At 40.5% G+C, this 19,436-nt stretch carries 19 protein-coding genes and 1 pseudogene; 16 read left to right on the forward strand and 4 right to left on the reverse strand.

The window, feature by feature from the left end; genetic code table 11:
* Positions 1-48 precede the first annotated feature (48 nt).
* Genes topA through ACMUMJ_RS10950 form a run of 3 tightly spaced genes read left to right on the forward strand, consistent with a single transcriptional unit; the run spans position 49 to position 3,424 of the window.
* Positions 49-2,679 carry a type I DNA topoisomerase gene (topA, locus tag ACMUMJ_RS10940; RefSeq protein ID WP_414678873.1) on the forward strand — a complete coding sequence of 877 codons (2,631 nt, stop codon included), beginning with the start codon at positions 49-51 and terminating at the stop codon, positions 2,677-2,679.
* A complete protein-coding gene (locus ACMUMJ_RS10945; RefSeq protein WP_414678874.1) occupies positions 2,676-3,143 on the forward strand; it encodes a DUF6586 family protein in 468 nt (155 codons plus the stop codon). Before topA ends, ACMUMJ_RS10945 begins: the two co-directional genes overlap by 4 nt.
* Before the next feature lie 2 nt (positions 3,144-3,145).
* A complete protein-coding gene (locus tag ACMUMJ_RS10950; protein ID WP_414678875.1) occupies positions 3,146-3,424 on the forward strand; it encodes a hypothetical protein in 279 nt (92 codons plus the stop codon).
* Positions 3,425-3,541: 117 nt separating this feature from the next.
* Here the strand turns inward: ACMUMJ_RS10950 and lexA are convergent, their stop codons facing one another.
* Positions 3,542-4,162, reverse strand: coding sequence for a transcriptional repressor LexA (gene lexA / locus ACMUMJ_RS10955; protein ID WP_414678876.1), 621 nt, complete (start codon positions 4,160-4,162; stop codon positions 3,542-3,544).
* A gap of 68 nt (positions 4,163-4,230) precedes the next feature.
* On the opposite strand from lexA, the gene dinG reads away from it, so the two are divergent.
* The 8 genes from dinG to ACMUMJ_RS10995 all read left to right on the forward strand — a co-directional run bounded on the left by dinG (position 4,231) and on the right by ACMUMJ_RS10995 (position 12,825).
* Positions 4,231-6,363 carry an ATP-dependent DNA helicase DinG gene (gene dinG / locus ACMUMJ_RS10960; RefSeq protein ID WP_414678877.1) on the forward strand — a complete coding sequence of 711 codons (2,133 nt, stop codon included), beginning with the start codon at positions 4,231-4,233 and terminating at the stop codon, positions 6,361-6,363.
* A 117-nt stretch (positions 6,364-6,480) separates the two neighbouring features.
* A complete protein-coding gene (locus ACMUMJ_RS10965) occupies positions 6,481-7,797 on the forward strand; it encodes a DEAD/DEAH box helicase (protein ID WP_414678878.1) in 1,317 nt (438 codons plus the stop codon).
* A 34-nt stretch (positions 7,798-7,831) separates the two neighbouring features.
* The gene (locus ACMUMJ_RS10970) at positions 7,832-9,280 is read left to right on the forward strand and encodes a protein adenylyltransferase SelO (protein WP_414678879.1); all 1,449 of its coding nucleotides are present in this window, start codon (positions 7,832-7,834) and stop codon (positions 9,278-9,280) included.
* Positions 9,281-9,318: 38 nt separating this feature from the next.
* Entirely contained in the window at positions 9,319-10,350 is a 1,032-nt protein-coding gene (locus tag ACMUMJ_RS10975) for an NAD(P)H-dependent glycerol-3-phosphate dehydrogenase (RefSeq protein WP_414678880.1), read from the forward strand.
* Positions 10,343-10,621 carry a DUF4389 domain-containing protein gene (locus ACMUMJ_RS10980; protein ID WP_414678881.1) on the forward strand — a complete coding sequence of 93 codons (279 nt, stop codon included), beginning with the start codon at positions 10,343-10,345 and terminating at the stop codon, positions 10,619-10,621. Before ACMUMJ_RS10975 ends, ACMUMJ_RS10980 begins: the two co-directional genes overlap by 8 nt.
* Complete coding sequence (gene sixA / locus ACMUMJ_RS10985) at positions 10,614-11,096, forward strand: phosphohistidine phosphatase SixA (protein ID WP_414678882.1); 483 nt, start codon at positions 10,614-10,616, stop codon at positions 11,094-11,096. Before ACMUMJ_RS10980 ends, sixA begins: the two co-directional genes overlap by 8 nt.
* Positions 11,097-11,123: 27 nt before the next feature.
* Positions 11,124-11,987, forward strand: a complete 864-nt coding sequence (locus ACMUMJ_RS10990) for an alpha/beta fold hydrolase (RefSeq protein ID WP_414678883.1) — start codon at positions 11,124-11,126, stop codon at positions 11,985-11,987.
* Between the two features lie 34 nt (positions 11,988-12,021).
* The gene (locus tag ACMUMJ_RS10995) at positions 12,022-12,825 is read left to right on the forward strand and encodes a DUF4892 domain-containing protein (RefSeq protein WP_414678884.1); all 804 of its coding nucleotides are present in this window, start codon (positions 12,022-12,024) and stop codon (positions 12,823-12,825) included.
* A gap of 428 nt (positions 12,826-13,253) precedes the next feature.
* On the opposite strand, the gene ACMUMJ_RS11000 is transcribed toward ACMUMJ_RS10995, so the two are convergent.
* A complete protein-coding gene (locus ACMUMJ_RS11000) occupies positions 13,254-14,207 on the reverse strand; it encodes a hypothetical protein (protein WP_414678885.1) in 954 nt (317 codons plus the stop codon).
* 467 nt (positions 14,208-14,674) lie between these two features.
* Here ACMUMJ_RS11000 and ACMUMJ_RS11005 point away from each other — a divergent pair, with 467 nt between their 5' ends.
* The 4 genes from ACMUMJ_RS11005 (at position 14,675) to ACMUMJ_RS11020 (ending at position 17,801) form a co-directional block, all read left to right on the forward strand.
* Positions 14,675-15,448: a hypothetical protein gene (locus ACMUMJ_RS11005; RefSeq protein WP_414678886.1), complete on the forward strand. Its 774-nt coding sequence runs from the start codon at positions 14,675-14,677 to the stop codon at positions 15,446-15,448.
* Between the two features lie 74 nt (positions 15,449-15,522).
* The gene (prmB, locus tag ACMUMJ_RS11010; RefSeq protein ID WP_414678887.1) at positions 15,523-16,428 is read left to right on the forward strand and encodes a 50S ribosomal protein L3 N(5)-glutamine methyltransferase; all 906 of its coding nucleotides are present in this window, start codon (positions 15,523-15,525) and stop codon (positions 16,426-16,428) included.
* Positions 16,429-16,445: 17 nt separating this feature from the next.
* Positions 16,446-17,543, forward strand: a complete 1,098-nt coding sequence (gene aroC, locus ACMUMJ_RS11015) for a chorismate synthase (RefSeq protein WP_414678888.1) — start codon at positions 16,446-16,448, stop codon at positions 17,541-17,543.
* 18 nt (positions 17,544-17,561) lie between these two features.
* Positions 17,562-17,801 (forward strand): hypothetical protein, encoded by a 240-nt coding sequence (locus tag ACMUMJ_RS11020; protein ID WP_414678889.1) that lies wholly within the window; start codon positions 17,562-17,564, stop codon positions 17,799-17,801.
* A gap of 292 nt (positions 17,802-18,093) precedes the next feature.
* On the opposite strand, the pseudogene ACMUMJ_RS11025 reads toward ACMUMJ_RS11020, so the two are convergent.
* A pseudogene (locus ACMUMJ_RS11025) lies at positions 18,094-18,387 on the reverse strand (Tn3 family transposase); the annotation flags it as partial.
* On the reverse strand, positions 18,324-18,692 hold the full coding sequence (locus ACMUMJ_RS11030) for a DUF4158 domain-containing protein (RefSeq protein ID WP_414678890.1): 369 nt from the start codon (positions 18,690-18,692) through the stop codon (positions 18,324-18,326). The pseudogene ACMUMJ_RS11025 and the gene ACMUMJ_RS11030, both read right to left, overlap by 64 nt.
* A gap of 161 nt (positions 18,693-18,853) precedes the next feature.
* Between ACMUMJ_RS11030 and ACMUMJ_RS11035 the strand changes: the two genes are divergently transcribed.
* Positions 18,854-19,405 (forward strand): recombinase family protein, encoded by a 552-nt coding sequence (locus ACMUMJ_RS11035; RefSeq protein ID WP_414678891.1) that lies wholly within the window; start codon positions 18,854-18,856, stop codon positions 19,403-19,405.
* Positions 19,406-19,436 lie beyond the last annotated feature (31 nt).

Below are 19,436 nucleotides of genomic sequence, written 5' to 3' on the forward strand. Positions count from 1 at the left end.
TTTGTATTGATTCGGAGATGTACTCTAAAATAAGGCTTATATAGCATAATGGGAAAATCACTGGTTATCGTGGAATCGCCAGCAAAGGCGAAAACCATCAATAAGTATTTAGGGAGTGACTACGTCGTAAAGTCGAGCGTAGGGCATATCCGCGACTTACCTACAGGAAAAACAGCAACATCAACGCCACAAGAGCGAGCTAAGCAAGCCGCCTTGACTCGTAAAATGAGTGCGGAAGATAAAATAGAATACCGCCATAAAAAGTCTCGTCAGCAGTTGATTACTCGTATGGGTGTGAACCCTGAGAATAACTGGGAGGCTCATTATGAGATTTTACCGGGAAAAGAAAAAGTTGTTGATGAGCTGAAACGTTTAGCCAAAAATGCTGACACCATCTATCTCGCGACCGATTTGGATAGAGAAGGGGAGGCCATCGCTTGGCATTTAAGAGAGGCTATTGGCGGTGATGACTCGCGTTACAAGCGAGTTGTATTTAATGAAATTACCAAAAAGGCCATTAAACAAGCGTTCGAGTCACCTTCTGAGCTTGATATAGATAGAGTGAATGCTCAACAGGCAAGGCGCTTCTTAGATCGTGTAGTCGGCTTTATGGTCTCGCCTTTGTTGTGGTCTAAAGTGGCACGTGGTTTGTCTGCTGGGCGAGTTCAATCTGTTGCTGTACGCTTAATTGTTGAGCGTGAGCAAGAAATACGAGCCTTTATACCTGAAGAGTTTTGGGAGTTAGATGCACACTTAACAACGCCATCTAATGCCCCTTTAGTGTTTGAAACAACAAAATACAAAAATAAAGAATACCGTCCAGAAAGCGACAAAGAATCTCAGGAACACGTTGCAAGACTGCAAAATACAACGTTTAAAGTGGCTAAACGCGAAGACAAGCCAACATCAAGCAAACCTTCATCGCCGTTTATTACGTCCACTTTACAACAGTCTGCCAGTACACGTTTAGGCTTTGGCGTAAAGAAAACCATGATGCTTGCTCAACGTTTGTATGAAGGCGGTTACATTACCTACATGCGAACAGATTCAACCAATCTAAGTGTGGAAGCGGTTAAATCGCTACGTGAACACATTCTTTCCAATTATGGTAAAGAGTATTTGCCTGAAGAGCCTATTCGATATTCAAGCAAGGAAGGCGCTCAAGAGGCTCATGAAGCGATTCGTCCTTCAGATGTAAAGATCACGTCAAATGAACTGCTTGGCATGGATAAAGACGCTCATCGACTCTATGAGCTGATACGTAATCAGTTTATCGCGTGTCAAATGACACCAGCTTTATATACGTCGACCACAATTACTTTGGTTGTTGATGATTATGAACTCAAGTCTCGTGGAAGGATTCTTCGCTTTGATGGTTATACGCGTGTTCTTACTCCTGTAGGCAAAAAAGTGGAAGACAATCTTCTTCCAGACATCGAGCCTGGTGAAATACTTGAATTGGTTGAATTATTACCCGAGCAACATTTTACCAAGCCTACAGCACGCTTTAGTGAAGCAAGTTTGGTTAAAGAGCTTGAGAAGAGAGGCATTGGTCGCCCATCTACTTATGCTTCGATTATTTCAACCATCCAAGACCGAGGCTACGCTCGTGTAGAAAACAGGCGTTTCTATGCTGAAAAAATGGGCGACATTGTAACAGACCGTCTGGTTAGCAATTTCCAAACGCTTATGAATTTCAGCTTTACAGCGCAAATGGAAGAACAATTGGATGATATTGCAGAAGGTAGAGAAGACTGGATTCAAGCATTAAACACCTTCTATGCAAGCTTTAGTGAGACATTGAAAAAAGCGGAAAATCCAGAGACGGGGATGGCGTTGAATGAACCGACACCGACCAATATAGAATGTCCAACATGCAGCCGGCCAATGCAAATTCGTACGGCAAGTACAGGGGTTTTCTTATCGTGCTCGGGTTACGTGCTACCGCCGAAAGAGCGCTGTAAAGCAACCATCAATCTGACAAGGGGTGAAGAAGCCGTTGCTTTGTACGATGAAGAAGCGGAATCAAAAGCGTTAATAGCGAAGCGTCGATGCCCCATATGTACCGCATCCATGGACAGCTATTTGATTGACGAGCAAAGAAAACTGCATGTGTGTGGTAACAACCCTACTTGTAGTGGTTATGAAATTGAGCATGGTGCGTTTAAGATTAAAGGTTACGATGGTCCTGTACTTGAATGCGATAAATGCGGATCTGAAATGCAGCTTAAGAATGGGCGCTTTGGTAAATACTTTGGTTGTACTAACGAAGAATGCAAAAACACGCGTAAGTTATTGAAAAGCGGTGAAGCGGCTCCGCCAAAAATGGATCCAGTGCCAATGCCGGATCTGATTTGTTTAAAAGTAGAAGATCATTATGTTCTACGTGATGGCGCGACTGGGTTATTCTTAGCGGCAAGTCAATTTCCTAAAAAACGTGAAACAAGAGCGCCTTTAGTGGTTGAGTTGCTTCCGTATATGGAGCAAATTGATCCTAAATACCATTTCTTTATCGATGCGCCAGTGGCTGATTCAGAAGGACGCCCTACGGTAATTCGCTACAGTCGTAAAACGAAAGAGCAGTACGTTATGACAGAAGAAAATGGCAAGCCGACTGGCTGGAAGGCGTACTATGTTGGTAATAAATGGGTGATTGAAGAAGGAAAAAAATCTAAATGAGTAATCCGAGTGGGGCGAGCGTAACCAATAAAAAACTGGATGTTGCGCGTCGCTTCCTAAAGTTGTTATCTAGCTCGGATGAATCTTGGATGGAAAAAGCGTATGAAGATTCTGCACTATTTCATCTGAAGAGCGGATTAAACGGCTTGCTTCAAGAGGTGTGTGCGAACTATTCATTGCAGCACGACTTGGATATTTCCCGCCTTTTGGAGCAGGCAAATCAAAAAGGCATTTCAATTCCTGTATTACAGGAGCTGAATGCTTTATCATCTGACCCATCAAGTTGGCTTTCCCAATTAGAGAAAGCGTATGTTACGGCTTATGAGTGCTACTCAAGACCTCAGGGCGTTGTGATGAGCAACGTGATTGTGAGTAGCAGTAGCTCAGAAAATTCGATAGCATTCTATTTACAATCTATCTCGGAGTTAGCTCTTCGATATAGAGAAGAGTCCACAGAGTATTAAGAATGAATGAAGCTTATTTAGAAATTGTTGAATTAGATAATGGTGATATTGTGTTGCGCCCAGTCAATGCAGATAAAAATGAAAACTCTGAGCCGTTAGCTGTATTAACGATTTCTGATGATACAAAAGCGTTTTTGCAAAATCGTTATTTTGATTTAGCAAAGTGTATGTTCCATGCGGGTATAGACTTTGTTTACTCAGAAGACTTTAACGACATGCCAGAAGACGACTTTATTGAAGACTTTGAAACAGTAGTTGATACGCCAAAAACACTGCATTAATGTATCAGAGTGGATTTGATTCAATAGTTGAACGCCATCTTCATAAAAGAGCCCCTATAAAAAGAATATATTTCAATTTATAAAGGCTCTTTTATTTTCGATAAAGCGTTAGGAGCATTAGAGGGATTGCCTGATAACACCAACTGATATGCCCTCAATAGCAAATTCAGTGGTTTCTAAGTCGACTGTAATGTCATTAAACTCACTGTTTTCTGCAATTAGATGAATGATTTTACCATCTTGTTGAAAACGTTTTACGGTTACTTCGTTATCGATTCGAGCGACAACAACCTGACCATTTTTCACCGAATTGGTTTTATGAACGGCAATTAAATCACCGTCAAAAATCCCTATGTCTTTCATACTCATTCCAGTGACAGAGAGGAAATAATCTGCTTTTGGATAGAACATTTCAGGTGGAATCTGAACATAAGACGAGACGTTTTCCTGCGCTAATATGGGAAAACCAGCGGCTACTTTTCCTATGATGGGCAAACCAATGTCCACAGGAAGTTCATCGGATAGTTCTTCAACTATTTTTAATCCTCTGGAGGCACCTGGTAAGATCTCTATAGCACCTTTTTTCGATAATGCTTTAAGATGCTCCTCAGCGGCATTAGGGGATTTAAATCCCAAGTGTTTTGCAATTTCGGCCCGAGTGGGGGGAAAACCTGTTTCAGCAATGAATTCGCGTATCATGTCCATTACTTCGGATTGTCTTTTTGTTAATTTAATCATAAGGCATCTGGTTGTTTGTACAGTTACTGTTATTATATACAGCTTTTAAAGATGTTCTCAATTAAATAATGCTTTCAGATGAATTAAAGACAAAAATACATAGTGCTTATAGAGCGTCTTTGGCTGCAAAAAGCCATAAGCCACGTTTAGGGCAAAAACAGATGATTGCCACAATTGCTCGTACAATTGGCAATATTAAGCAAGACTCTGAAGGTGTCCGTTTGGGAGAGAAGCACGTTGCCGTTGTAGAGGCGGGCACTGGCACAGGTAAAACTCTGTCCTACTGCCTATCGGTTATTCCCATCGCAAAAGAACGTGGCAAAAAACTGGTAATCTCCACCGCCACCGTCGCTCTGCAAGAGCAAATTTTGCACAAAGAGCTTCCAGATCTTTTGAAACATACAGATTATCATTTTGCTTATACTCTTGCGAAGGGGAGAGGGCGTTATCTGTGTCTTAATCAATTGGAAGGCTTTTTAGATTCCGAAACTCAGGTTATGGAAGACATGTTTGCGAGTTTATTTGAACAACATCGACAGGCTGGTGATGTGAATGCCGCTCTATATCAAGAAATGGACAATGCTATTAAGTCTGGCGATTGGGATGGGGATAAAGACAACTGGAAGGGCATTTTACGAGAAGATGATTGGCGCAGAGTGACGACGGATCATCAGCAATGCACCAATCGTAATTGTGCTAATTTTTCCGCTTGTCCGTTTTATAAAGCAAGAGCTGAAATCGAGACAGCAGACGTGATTGTTGCTAATCACGATTTAGTTCTGGCGGATTTGTCTTTAGGGGGAGGTGCTATTTTAACGAACCCGAGTGACACGGTTTATGTTTTTGATGAAGGACATCACCTACCTGATAAAGCCATTAGTCACTTTCGTCATGAAATGCGGTTACAACAAAGCATTCAATGGCTGAGGCAGCTAGAAAAAAATCTAGTTTCTCTTAAGCAAGAATTGACGGATGACATCAGTCTTACAGGGCAATTGTTGTTAAAAATACCTCAGCAAGTTCAAACATTGGTAAATTTTATCCAGTATGCACAGCAAGGTCTTGCGCCTTTTATTGCTGATAAAAACCTAGACAGTGATAACAATGTTCACCGATTCGAATTTGGTGTGATCCCCGACGGACTGAGGCAATTGGCCTACAGCTTACAAACCGGTTTTCAAAAGCTCTTTGGCAGTATTGAAAGCATTCAAGATGAGTGCAAAAAAGCGAAGCAGAATGAAGGTATGGGCCTGACTCAAGAGGTGGCAGATACATGGATGCCTATTTTGGGGGTTGTGCTATCACGCCTAGAGCAGTCAAAAGCGCTATGGCAATTGTATTCTACTTTAGACGATTTGAATTACCCGCCTAATGCTCGTTGGCTTACCTTGTCTGGTAGTGGCATGGAACAAGACATAGAGCTTGGTGGTTCCCCTATTTTAGCTGCACACACATTGCGTCAGCAATTATGGGATAAGTGTTACGCCGCTGTTGTGACCTCGGCAACATTAACTGCATTAAATAATTTTTCTCGTTTTAATATGAGAAGCGGTGTTCCGCATGAAAGTGAATATTTAAGAGTAATCAGTCCATTTGATTTTCAAAATAAAGGCCAACTTATCATTCCCAAAATGGATTGTGAGCCAACACAGGTAGAGCGTCATACAAGCGTTATTGTGGATTACTTAAATAACCAAGTTGATATACAAGGCGCAAGTTTGGCGCTCTTTTCGTCTCGTAAGCAAATGGAAGAAGTGTCTCTGCAAGTTGAGGCTAAGTTGCAGGCGATCATGTTGGTTCAAGGGGAACAATCCAAGCGTGTTATTTTGGATTCGCACAAAGAAAAAATTGATGCAGGTAAAGGCAGTTTGCTTATGGGGCTGGCAAGTTTTGCAGAAGGTGTTGATTTACCGGGTAAATACCTTACGCACGTAGTCATTGCGAAAATCCCATTCTCTGTCCCTGATGATCCTGTGGATGCGACATTGGCAGAATGGATACAGCAAAAAGGAGGTAATCCCTTCATGGAAATCACTATTCCTGATGCATCACTTAGATTGGTACAGGCAACAGGGCGTTTGCTGAGAAGTGAAGCAGACGAAGGGAAGGTATGCATACTTGATAAACGGCTAATTTCTAAACGCTATGGGAAGCAGTTAATCGATAGCTTACCTCCGTATCATTTGTTAGTGGAAAAATAAGGGGCAAAGCCAATTTACCATTAAGAGTTGGAAAAGGTGTCTAAATCTCGGTCATTTAGGTACACTTAGATGAATTAAGTTATTCAAATCATTTATAAAGAAGCAAATAGATTCCAAATGGAAAAACAAATTGTAGATACCCCATCAAAACCAAAAAGAAGCCGCAGAACTTACTCAAAACCACAAAAATCACCTTCTAAACAGAACGCATCTGAACAAGGTAAGGGAAATTCAAAGGTTTGGTCTATAGACGATTTTCAAGTTGAGCCTGTGTCTGGAAAACTCAGATTCCATGATTTAAACCTACCTGATCGCGTTTTAAAGTCCATTTCGGAAATGGGTTTTGAATACTGCAGTGAAATTCAAGCAGAGACATTGCCTCAAACACTTCAGGGCTACGACATTATAGGTCAGGCTCAAACGGGTACTGGTAAAACGGCTGCATTCCTTATTGCCATGATTTCCGATTTTCTTGATTACCCAGTTGAAGAAGCAAGAGCGGATAATTTTGCTCGTGGTTTGATTATTGCGCCAACACGTGAACTGGCGCTGCAAATAGCCGAAGACGCTGAAAAGTTAACGACAAACGCTGATCTTAATGTGGTTTCTCTGGTTGGTGGTTTAAGTTATGAAAAGCAAAAACAGCAACTAGAATCACTGCGAGTGGACATTGTTGTTGCTACACCGGGAAGATTGCTGGACTTTGCTCGTAATAAAAAAGTGATGTTAAGCAAAGTTGAATCATTGGTGTTGGACGAAGCGGATAGAATGCTTTCTATGGGCTTTATCCCAGATGTGAAAAGCATTATCCGCATGACGCCCCACAAAGAAAAGCGTCAAACGATGCTATTCAGTGCAACGTTCCCGAAAGACATTCAAGCTTTGGCTCAGCAATGGACTTATGTACCTAAAGAAGTCTCTGTTGTTCCATTAGAGACAACAAATAAGAACATTGATCAAGTTATTTATACAGTTGAAGCCGATCAAAAATGGGATGCGTTGCATCAGTTGTTATTAGAAAAACCTGGTCAGCGCACCATCATTTTTGCAAATCGCCGAGATGAAACGCGTGATTTGTATGAGCGCTTGAAAGAGGTGAAAATTAATTGCGCTATGCTATCTGGTGAAGTTGCTCAAGATAAACGAGTAAAAACATTGAATGGCTTTAAAGATGGTAAGATCCAGGTGCTGGTTGCAACCGATGTTGCAGGTCGAGGCATTCATGTTGATAACATCGAGTTGGTTGTCAATTATTCTTTACCTGAAGATCCAGAAGACTATGTACACCGTATAGGGCGTACGGGTCGTGGTGGTGAGTTAGGTCGTTCAGTCAGCTTTGCAAGTGAAGACGATGCGTTCTTGGTGCCGGAAATTGAAAAAGTCGTAGGTGAGAGTATTCGCTGCGAGTATGTCGAATTGTTAATAAACAGCTAAAAATGTGCGCTAGACTCATTGATTGGAGGTTAACATGATAAAACATGTTTTTTCGCAACTTGGTGAGTCGTTTTTTAGCTTTACCCAGATTCAGCCCTTACTGGGTCAACGCTTAGTTGAATTTAATAGTCAACTAGGCGATGAGCTTGGTATTGATATTAAAGATGAGCGCATCTTAAATATCTTGAGTGGTAATACGAATCTGCCACTCAGTCTCAGCATGGTCTATGCTGGGCATCAATTTGGCGGGTTTTCTCCCCAGCTTGGAGATGGCCGTGGCGTCTTACTTGGAGAAGTGAGTACACCAGACGGTCTGATTGATCTTCATCTTAAAGGGGCAGGATTAACGCCTTATTCTAGGAGAGGCGATGGTAGGGCAGTTCTACGCTCATCTATTCGCGAGTATCTCGCAGCAGAAGCCATGACCGCACTTGGAATAGCGTCTTCTCGTTCTTTGTGTCTATTTGACAGCAATCAAGCCGTTTACCGTGAAAAACCAGAGCCTGGCGCCATGCTTTTGCGTACGGCGCGAACACACATTCGTTTTGGTCATTTTGAATTTTTCTATTATTGTAAACAACCTAAGCAGCTTCAAGCGCTTATTGACCATTGTCTTAAGTACTATTTCCCACAGGCATTACTACAAAAAAATCCGATTAAAAGTATGTTAATTGAAGTTGTTCAAGCCACGGCTAAAATGATTGCACAATGGCAAGCAATTGGTTTTCAGCACGGTGTGATGAACACAGATAATATGTCTATATTGGGTGAGACCATTGATTATGGCCCTTATGGTTTTATGGAAGATTATGATCCTACATGGATTGCCAATCGCTCTGATCATGAAGGCCGATACACATTAGAAAATCAGCCGAGTATTGGTTTGTGGAATTTGAACTGTCTGATGAGGGCGTTTTCTGGTCATCTATCACGTGATGAATTAATTGAAGTCTTGGGTTTTTATGAGCCGACTCTTATGACGCATTATCGTCAGTTAATGTATCAAAAGCTGGGGCTATCTTTGATGGAAGGGTCGGAAAGTATTGGCGACAGTACTGAGTATGATGTTGAATTTATTCGAGAGCTGTATCGTTTACTGAAAAAAGAAAAAATGGATTACAGCGTCTTTTTTAGAAAGTTGTCCAACATGGAGAACCCATCAAACTACTCGATTATTCTTGATGAATTTGTTGATCGGGATGCGGTATCTCTGTGGTTAGACCGTTATATTGCCAAAAGACAAAGCGAAAAGCGAAATTGGGATGAAAGCAAGATTGAAATGCTGAAAATAAACCCCAAATTTATCTTAAGAAACTATCTTGCTCAACAGGCTATCGAGGAAGCGGAAATGGGGAATTACCTTCCATTTAGGCGTTTATTGTACGTTTTGCAAACACCGTGTGGTGAACATGCAGAATGTGAAGAATTATCCTTGCCGTCACCAGAGTGGGCAAAGAATTTTGAAGTGAGTTGTTCTTCTTAAATTATAAGCACAGTGAAATGCTAAGGAATACTTAAAGTATGACAACCAAATCAGTTTGTGTCTTAGGTGGTGGAAGTTTTGGCACTGCACTGGCAAACATAATGGCTCATAATGGTCATCAAGTAAGTCAGTGGATGCGCAATGAGCAGCAGGTGGAAGAAATTAACCTGACAGGGTTGAACAGTCGGTATCTTCCAAATGCACCTTTGCATTGTGAATTAATGGCCACCACAAATTTAGAAAAAGCCATCCGTGAAAGCGATACTATTCTTGTATCTATACCATCCAAATCTTTCGAAGATGTTATGGATAGAATTTGCCCTTGGCTTACGCCGAATAAAACATTGATTAGCACTACAAAAGGCTTCAACCCAAATCACTTTGAGTTAATGAGTGAGATTTTAAATCGTAATGGGTTAACGCAAAATATTGGTGTATTAAGTGGTCCGAATTTGGCGAAAGAGATCGCAGCAGGCCAGCTCACCGCAAGTGTGGTGGCGAGTGATCGCGCGGAAGTGAGAGCGCAAATGATAGAGCTGCTTAAATCACCTACTTTCAGGGTATATGAAAGCTCGGATATGACGGGTGTTGAGTTAGCGGGTGCATTGAAGAACATTTACGCCATTGTCTGTGGTTTGGCTAAAGCCCTGAAAGTGGGTGAAAATACCATGGCAATGATCATGACTCGTAGTCTTGCAGAAATGAGTCGTTTTGCGGTTCATTTTGGCGCAGATCCAATGACCTTCTTAGGCTTGGCGGGAATGGGGGATTTGATCGCTACTTGTTCTTCTCCATTAAGTCGTAACTATCGTGTGGGCTTTGCTATTGGCTCTGGGAAAGACTTAGAGCAGTCTGTCGCTGAAATAGGGGAAGTAGCGGAAGGGGTAAACACGCTAAAAATGGTAGTGGAAGAAGCAAATAAACATGGCCTATATATGCCGTTAGCTCAAGGCTTGTATGCTTTATTGTTTTCTGGTGCGACATTGGACTCTCTTATCAGAGGGTTAATGACAGGTGATCAGAAGTGGGATGTTGAATTTATTACTCAGAAGGAAGGCTCTAATGTCTAAACCTGGTTACACAAAGCAAAGCTTTTGGATTCGTCTTATTTTTATGGTGCTGTATTGGATTATCTTTAATGTTGCACTGTCTATATTTGGTTTTTTAATTCTATTAATGACCGTTATCCGTTTTGGGTCTCAGCATAAGCCAGAGTCGATCGTGCGTTTTCAATTTAATCTCACGGAATTTATTTCAGAGATCATGAGCTTTTTAACCTTCAAAACGGAAGACAAACCCTATCCTTTCAAGGCATGGCCTCAGGTAAAGCAAGATGACTAATTTAAAATCACTTTTCATACTTAGGCACGGTACCGCACAATCGTCGGATTTTGAACATGATGACCTTAGAGAGTTGACTCAAAAGGGAATGAAAGAGGCTAGATTGTCGGGTCAATACTTTGAATCTCTTGGTATTCGATTGGATGCGGTTTATGCGAGTCCATACATTAGGGCACAACAAACAGCAAAGCATTTTTCAAATGAACTTAGTCAGGATGTTGTGGTCGAAACATCTGATCTTATTACGCCTAGTGGTCGTCCTTTGGATGTTGCCATATGGTTGTCTAACTTAAAAGCAGACAATATTTTGATTGTTACTCATCAACCGTTTGCTTATCAGTTGGTGGACTTATTGGCGAATTCTCATTTACCGCCAGAACTGTCAATGGACACAGGTACCTTGATATCCATGAGTGGTGAACTGTTAGTGACAGATTGCTGTACTCTAAACAGTTTTTATTCGCCTTCCGTTTAAATTTCAGAAAAGTCGAGTTGTCTATTTATGCTAAAAGAGATGCATTTTCAGCTTAAACATACTTCGTTAGCTGGACTGAAATGGCAATCACCACAAAGCCCTGAAATACTGTCTGCTGTTGCGTTACATGGATGGTTAGACAACGCAGCAACATTTTGTGAACTATGCCCTAAAATGGATAACATGACCATCACGTCATTGGATTTGGCTGGGCATGGATTTTCAAAGCATCGTCCAGTCGGTGTTTTTTATCATTTATGGGACTATGCTTTGGATGTAATTGAGTTTTTACAAACACAAAGACAGAGTGTGTGGTTAATAGGTCATAGCATGGGTGGCACGGTAGCCATGCTTGTTGCGGCTTTAGCGCCTGATAAGATACGGGGTCTCATTATGCTAGACAATATTGGGCCAATCACAGAGGAGCCTGAGACCCGTGTTGCTACTATGCAACGTGCTGTTCAAAGGATGTTAAAATTCAAACAAAGCAATGGCACTCGCTATAAAACCCAAGAAGATATGATTACGGCACGTATGGATGGCTTTACTAAACTGGGTTACTTTGCTTCCAGTACATTGGTTCAGCGAGGTGCTTATAAAGAAAAAGATCAATGGGTGTGGCGACACGATGGAAAATTGGCTTTTCCATCTCCTTATAGAATGGATGAAGAAAGCGTTTACAGTTTTATTAATAAAGTGGTTTGTCCGACGTTTGTTTTAATTGCAAATGATGGTATCTATAAAGAAAAGGCGGATTTTGTTGAAGCTCGAGCAAAACACTTTTCTTGGGTTAAATTGAAATGGATTGATGGTGGTCACCACTTCCATCTTGAACCCGATACGAGTCAACGAGTTGCTGAAGAGATAAGGCATTTTATTGACCATAATTAACAAACGGTGTTTTAACGTTTAAGGTTAAGTGTATATGCAAATACAAAATACAATATCAATGCTACTGATTAGCAGTGCCTTAGTGGTGCCAACATTATCTTCTGCTGTCACGCCTTTACCTTCCATTACCCCTCACCGCGAAGTTGCTCTTGCTACGACGGATATTAAAGACAATTCAAATTATGTAATTCCTCTGTCTAAAATGCAGAGAGCAGACCGTAGCTGGTTTCCTGAGACGGTTTTGAATATTGAGTCACAATCAACCCGGCACACGTTTAAAATTGCTAGAGGTGCAGATTTAAACGATGTGATTCGTTTTTACTCAGACCAAGTCACGACAGAACAAAACACAGTGTTATTTGAATGTGAAGGTAGAAGTTGTGGCAGCAGTAATGCTTGGGCAAACAACTTCTTTAATGATTATCGACTTTATGGAAGAGACAATAACCAAGTATTGAAAGTGCTTCAAAATAACGAGTTTTATACGGTTATGTATATTAATCGTCGTGGTGCGGGCGATGTGATGGTGAGAATTGATCAAATCATCCCTATGTCTGAATTCAAAGTTGACCCTACGTTTAAAAAGCAAATATCTGTGAATGATATCGCTAAGATCAGGCTCTATATTGAAGATCAGCCTTCTGACGCACGTTATTACCTTGCGGTAACCGCAAGTGGTAGTACGACCAGTGAGGCATTTGATGCTGCATCAGAGAATATTGACGATTTAAAATTAGGTCTTGGCCCTAGATTGCTGGAAAATATGGAGTTTGTGAACTTAGGGAATTCAGGGTTAGAGGTCTATGGTGTGGATCAGTTGACCTTTATAGAAAAATAAAACATGTCATTGAACGTTATGCGGCATTGCTTTTTAGCGATGCCGTACATCGCCACTCCCTCTATATAATCGAACTCACTCCATTCCCTTCTATTTCCATGTCGCTCTATTAGATAAGAATACAGCGCTCGATTTTTCATTCTTGAATTCGAATTCTTGGTTGAATCGTCTAAACACGGTACTATAGATGCAGGTGTATTTACTTACCTAGATTGTCGGTTCAATTGGTCTGTGATAAAGATAGGCTCTATTTATCAATTTTCGGACGGTGCAACACCTTCTTCTGACTGTGAATCACAAGTTATTTCACAAAACTCTTTTACTGGTGAGTATTCGGTTCAGTTTAAGATAAAGTAGAAATCTACTAAAAATTACAAGCAAAGAGCTGTGCTAAATAAATATATTGCTCTTTGCTTATTTGGAAAAAATTATACGATTTGTTCTTTAGGAAAAAATAAATCTTCAGTGGCTTTAATTGCATTATCCAGTTTGCTCTCAAATCCTTCAAACCAAGGCTGACTTTTAAGATCATCTGTGTCTCTAATGCTTCCGGTCGTAAATCCTCTGTTAAAATCACCATTTGCAGATTCTCTAGCTTGGAGAATGAGAATTAATAATGGATGCTCCGAAGTAAAATCTTCGGGAATCTCTCCTTGTTCGCGTGAAAGGTTTTCATAAGATCTTTGTACCCCAGCCCGTTGGAAAGCATATTCAATCGTCGCTTTTTCTTCATTTCCTACTTTATCTAAGAATTGAACTCCGGCTTTAAATTGCTCTGTTTTATTTCCTAAAAACGGATCAACAAATTTACTTTCTTCACTAATAGGGCCATTATACAGCCCCATTGCTAGTCCTTGCTGTTGACTCATTTTATTACGAGCAATATCTTGTTCATACTTTGTAAATGTTCCCTGTTTATCATTTACAATTGCATTAAGTGCTCGTCGATCAAGCTCTCCGAATAATGAATTTCTACTTTCAGGAGAGGAATGGCCAACCAGATGTGGTTTACCGATAGATTTTAATTTCTGGTAGTTTTTATCGAGACTTGCACGAGCATCCGTAATAACCTGAGCCAACTCTTTCCCCGCGGAAAATGTTTCCATGCCAGGTTCTTTTACCCCGAAAGCAAGATTTTTAGATGAAAAACCCTCATACGTAGGTATGAATTGTTCATAATATCCTTTGGGTGAATTGTTTTGATCTTTCTCTAATGCTTTTATAGCAGTATCAGATATCGTTATCTTATCTATAGCAGGTAAGGATGTTGCTTTTTCACTTGCTGGCAACGTATTACCTTCTTGATTACTGGTATTAAGTTTAGTACCTTTGTCAAATCTCGAATACTGATCTTCAACATTGACTCTTGTAGAAGAAATCATTGTTTATCTCCATTATGCCACCGCTGATTTTATTTAAAAAACCGCAAGTGTTTTAAATAAAAAATTAATCCCTTTTATTAGACTAGCATATAAATTTGAACATTCCTGCAGAATCGTGCCTTATTTGACGGTTTCTCTGAAAGACTGAGTCTTAGTAGACTTATTCGCACCTTCCTTAAGCTAGTAACGGGGAAAGCCCAATGGTACGAAAAGTTACTCTAAGCTCTAAACGACTAAATAATGGTTGTCATTTTATGTAGCTATGAGGTAATTACCAATGCTGCCCCGATTCTTTATGTGTAAGACAGTTTCTTCAAGATCTTTTGGAGAGCTGTAACATGCCTTTAAAACATAGTCCCAACCATCGAAGATGGCGAGAGAAGGGAAGTGCTTGTTATCTTATTTATTTAAGATAGAATTAAGAAATAAATTACCAAATTTATCTTTGAGATTGGACTCTTATCATTATGGCCCGTAAAGCAAATATATCCCGTGAAGAAATTCATCAAGCTTGCTGGAATTTACTTGAGCAAAACTACTTTCCAAACATCCCGCGTGTTGCAGAATACTTTTCAACACTTGATGGTAGAAAATGTTCAAATACCACTTTGCTGAATAGCATCAGTGAATGGGAGCTGATCTATAAAGAACAGCAACAAGTAAAGTTCAATGATCTAGGGGAAGCGGTTAAGCCCGTGTTCAAAAAGCTAGAACGTGAGTTCATTCAAGTCTTGCAGTCTCAATTGGACGATAAGATCGGAGAGTTTGAACATGCAGAAAAGCTGAAGTCTGATTCAACTAATGGCCATTACTTATCTCTATCAGCAGCATTGAGCGAACAAGAGCAGGAATTGGCTGACAGTCAGAACAAAGCCCATACCATGGAACAAGAGAGGGTGAGTGTATCCAGCAAATTGGACTACATGAAGCAACGATACGAAGACACTTTATCTACCTTACATGTAACGAATGAAAATATGCTTCATTTGGAAGAACAGCTTAAAGAAAGTCAGCTTAATCTCGTACAAAAGGAAATCGATATGGTTAAAGCAGAAAGTGCCTATCAAGCAATAGAAAACGAGAACAGGCGCCTTATACGCCAAACAGAGCAACAAAAAAATGAGATAGAAAAATTGAGAGAAACCGTATTAACATTACAACAGCATAATGACGCCAACATTATCAATGTTCTCTCTGCAAAAATAGACAGCCTGAACAAAGTTACTCAAAAGAAGCAATAACCGTTTCTACTCGATGGAGGCGTGGGGTAATACAGGTTATAATCCCGTCCTTTCGATTTTGATAAGTGATTCCTATGAGTGTCAATCAATCCGCAGTACGTGACCTTAAAAGCATTCAAGATTTTATCCGTTGGACTTACAGCCGCTTTTTGAAAGCCGAATTGTTTTACGGCCATGGCACCGACAACGCATGGGATGAAGCTGTACACCTAGTATTGCGCAGTCTAAAACTACCAATGGATTTTGATCGCTCTATGTTGGACTGCGCACTAACAACTGATGAAAAGAAGCGCATTCTAAAGTTAGTGCAATTAAGAATCAGTAAAAGAGAGCCTTTGCCATATTTGTTAAGCGAAGCGTGGTTTATGGGTTTGCCCTTTAAAGTCACCCGAGACACCTTGATACCTCGCTCACCGATCATGTCTTTGCTGGAAACTGAGTTTCAACCTTGGTTGTCTGAATACCCACTAAACATACTGGATATGTGTACAGGTTCTGGTTGTTTGGGCATTGTTGCTTCGTTGGTGTTTGAAGACGCTAAGGTCGATATTACTGACATCAGTTCTGCGGCGTTAAAAGTCGCTCAAGACAATGTGCAGCTACATGAAGTAGGAGAAAGCGTTGAAGTGATTGAATCCGATATGTTTACCAACCTTTTTGGTAAGAAGTATGATTTAATTATCTGCAACCCACCTTATGTTGATGCGGACGATTACAATTCAGCACCAAAAGAATTTCACAATGAACCGCGATTAGCGCTGACGTCTGGTATTGATGGATTAGATTTCACCCGTCAATTCTTATCCCAAGCAGCAGACTATTTAACGAATAACGGCATTATTGTGTACGAAGTCGGTAATACGGAAGTGACATTGCAAGAAAACTATCCAAATGTTCCTTTTATGTGGGTCGACCTACCCGCTGGTGGCAATGGCGTATTTGTTTTGACGAAAGAACAATTATCACAATTCAATTTTTAAGAGAGTAACAATACATTATGTCTGGCAATACATTTGGTACTTTATTTACAGTAACGACGTTTGGAGAAAGCCACGGCTTAGCGTTAGGCGCGATTATTGATGGCTGCCCACCGGGTTTAGAGATTACGGAAGCGGATCTTCAAAAAGACCTTGATCTACGCAAACCAGGCACGTCAAAACACACAACACAGCGTCGTGAAGCCGATCAAGTTAAAATACTGTCTGGGGTGTTCGAAGGCAAAACAACGGGCACACCAATTGGTCTATTGATTGAAAACACCGATCAACGTTCCAAAGATTATGGCAACATTGCCGATACGTTTCGTCCTGCTCATGCGGATTATACCTACGACCAAAAATACGGCTTCCGCGATTATCGTGGTGGCGGTCGTTCCTCTGCACGAGAAACGGCAATGCGTGTGGCCGCAGGTGCCATTGCTAAAAAATACCTAAAAGTGCGTTTTGGGATCGAAATTCAGGGATTTTTATCCCAACTTGGCCCTATCAAGCTGGCAGTAAAAGATCTGTCTCAAGTGTATGAAAACAGCTTCTTTAGCCCAGACCCTGACGCCATTCCTGAGTTGGAAACCTACATGACCGCATTGCGTCGTGAGGGGGATTCAGTCGGTGCAAAAATCACTGTGATCGCTAAAAATGTGATGCCAGGGCTAGGTGAACCTGTTTTTGACCGACTTGATGCAGACATTGCCAAAGCTATGATGGGCATCAACGCAGTGAAAGGCGTGGAAATTGGTGACGGCTTTGAAGTGATCGAACAAAAGGGCAGTCAGCATCGTGATGAAATCACCCCAAATGGTTTCTTAAGCAATCATGCTGGTGGCGTGTTAGGTGGACTATCGTCTGGACAAGACATTGTGGTGCACATGGCATTGAAGCCCACTTCAAGCATTACCATCCCGGGTAAAAGTATTAACCGCAGCGGTGAAGAAATCGATGTTATAACCAAGGGTCGTCACGATCCTTGCGTTGGTATTCGAGCCACACCCATTGCAGAAGCGATGCTGGCATTAACCTTGATTGATCACATAATGAGAAACCGCGGACAAAATGCAGACGTTCAATGTGCAACACCAATTGTGCCTGCACAGTCTTAAGTTTATAAAAATCATTTAATGTCACCCGTGGTGCATTTAAGAAATTACAATTTTCAAATTGCCGATGATGAACAAGAAATCATTAATCACTTGAAAGTCGCTTTGCCAATCGCATGGTACCTAGTAGAAAAATCACTACGCCTTGATTCTTCATTGGTCACAGATGGGAGTGAGCCTGAATGGGGGGTATTGAAGGATTGGCATGGCCTCAGGATAGGTGAGCATTGGAACTTAGCCGAAAGTGATACAAAAGGCTAACCTAAAGCTAAGTTTACGGACAAAGAAATAACCAATGCCGAGCAATAGAAAAGTATTCAAACTAAAAACGCATAACGTAAGGCATTAAAACAAACAAAGTTTCGGACAGTAACTAGAGCGTGTATATGGTCACTCGGATTGCGTATAAAAGAACCAGCATACGCTATTATTTGTGCATTTTGTCAATAGAGAAGGTGCTCCAATAGTCTTGTATACATGCAACAATAGTCGGTTTTCAGGTTTTTAAAAGGGGTTTGAAGTCCAACGGTACGAAAACGTACGTTAAGCAGTTTTAATCATCCATACTTGAGAGGTTAAGAGGTCTGAGGTTACCTTTAGCCACTTGTTTCGCCAATGTAAAAGAATAGTGACCCAATACATTTATATGCCCATATCCTAATGGTGATAATCTAGCCTCGTCATCTTCTCTAATTTCAATAGAACCTTGTAAATGATCTAAAGCTGATTGCATGTAAATAGTATTCCATAAAACAACTGCATTCGTTACCAAGCCAAGTGCCCCTAGCTGGTCTTCCTGTCCTTCTCGATACCGCTTACGAATTTCCCCTCTTTGGCCGTGACAAATTTGGTCGGTTCTCTTTGAGCATAATCTGTTAATACACTCAAATCTGTAATCAATAGCTGTCTTGCAAGAAATACCTGAACGTTGATTGGTGCTAGTGATATTTCTGTAAGAAAAGTACCTAAAAATCTGACAGAAGTTAGCTGAAGAGCAAATCCCAGTCTATTTTGATTGCCGCGACGATTCGAAATGATAGCCATGTCTGCTTCATCGAGATGAAAATAACGTGTTAGCTGAATGTCGTTAGGATCATTGGAAAACTGACCATATTGAGATTTTTGCTCTACGGTTAAAAAATCTACAGCCATCAGTTATCCAAAATAATAATTAAGAGTAAATTCGGTACTGTCTACTATATTATAAATTCGTAGACATAGTAATTGCCTTTGATTATCATGTCTATTAAATCGATATTACAGCATTAATAGAAAGTTTTTCTACAAATCGATTTAGGAGACATTTTAAGGTTATGAGGACTTTTGGTTATGCTCGTGTATCTACAAGCCAACAATCACTTGATGAGCAAATTAAAGTACTAGTTAGCGAAGGGGTTAAAGCCAGCAGAATTTTTTCTGATAAAACATCAGGCAGCCATACAGATCGAAAAGGTTTAAGTTTACTTCGTGTGAAGGTAGAGGATGGTGATGTTGTCTTAGTGACTAAACTTGATAGGCTTGGTCGAGACACCGCTGACATGGTTCAATTAATAAAAGAATTTGATAGCTTGAATGTTGCTATTCGATTTTTAGATGATGGCATTAGCACCGAAGGTACTATGGGTAAAATGGTTGTCACAATATTATCTGCTGTTGCTCAGGCAGAAAAACAAAGAATTTTAGAAAGAACAAACGAGGGTCGTATTGAAGCAAAAGCTAAAGGTGTTAAGTTTGGTCGTAAACGAACAATTAATAGAGCTAATGTTTTGAATCTTATAGATCAAGGGATTAGCCCTACTGAAGTTGCAAAAAATCTTGGTATTGGTAGATCAACAATTTATAAGTTACTTAAAGAGTCGAACTAATTACTTAAAGTCCAGAAATCAAAATGAATCT

The organism is Marinomonas phycocola (assembly GCF_047525455.1).
Classification (GTDB): Bacteria; Pseudomonadota; Gammaproteobacteria; order Pseudomonadales; family Marinomonadaceae; genus Marinomonas.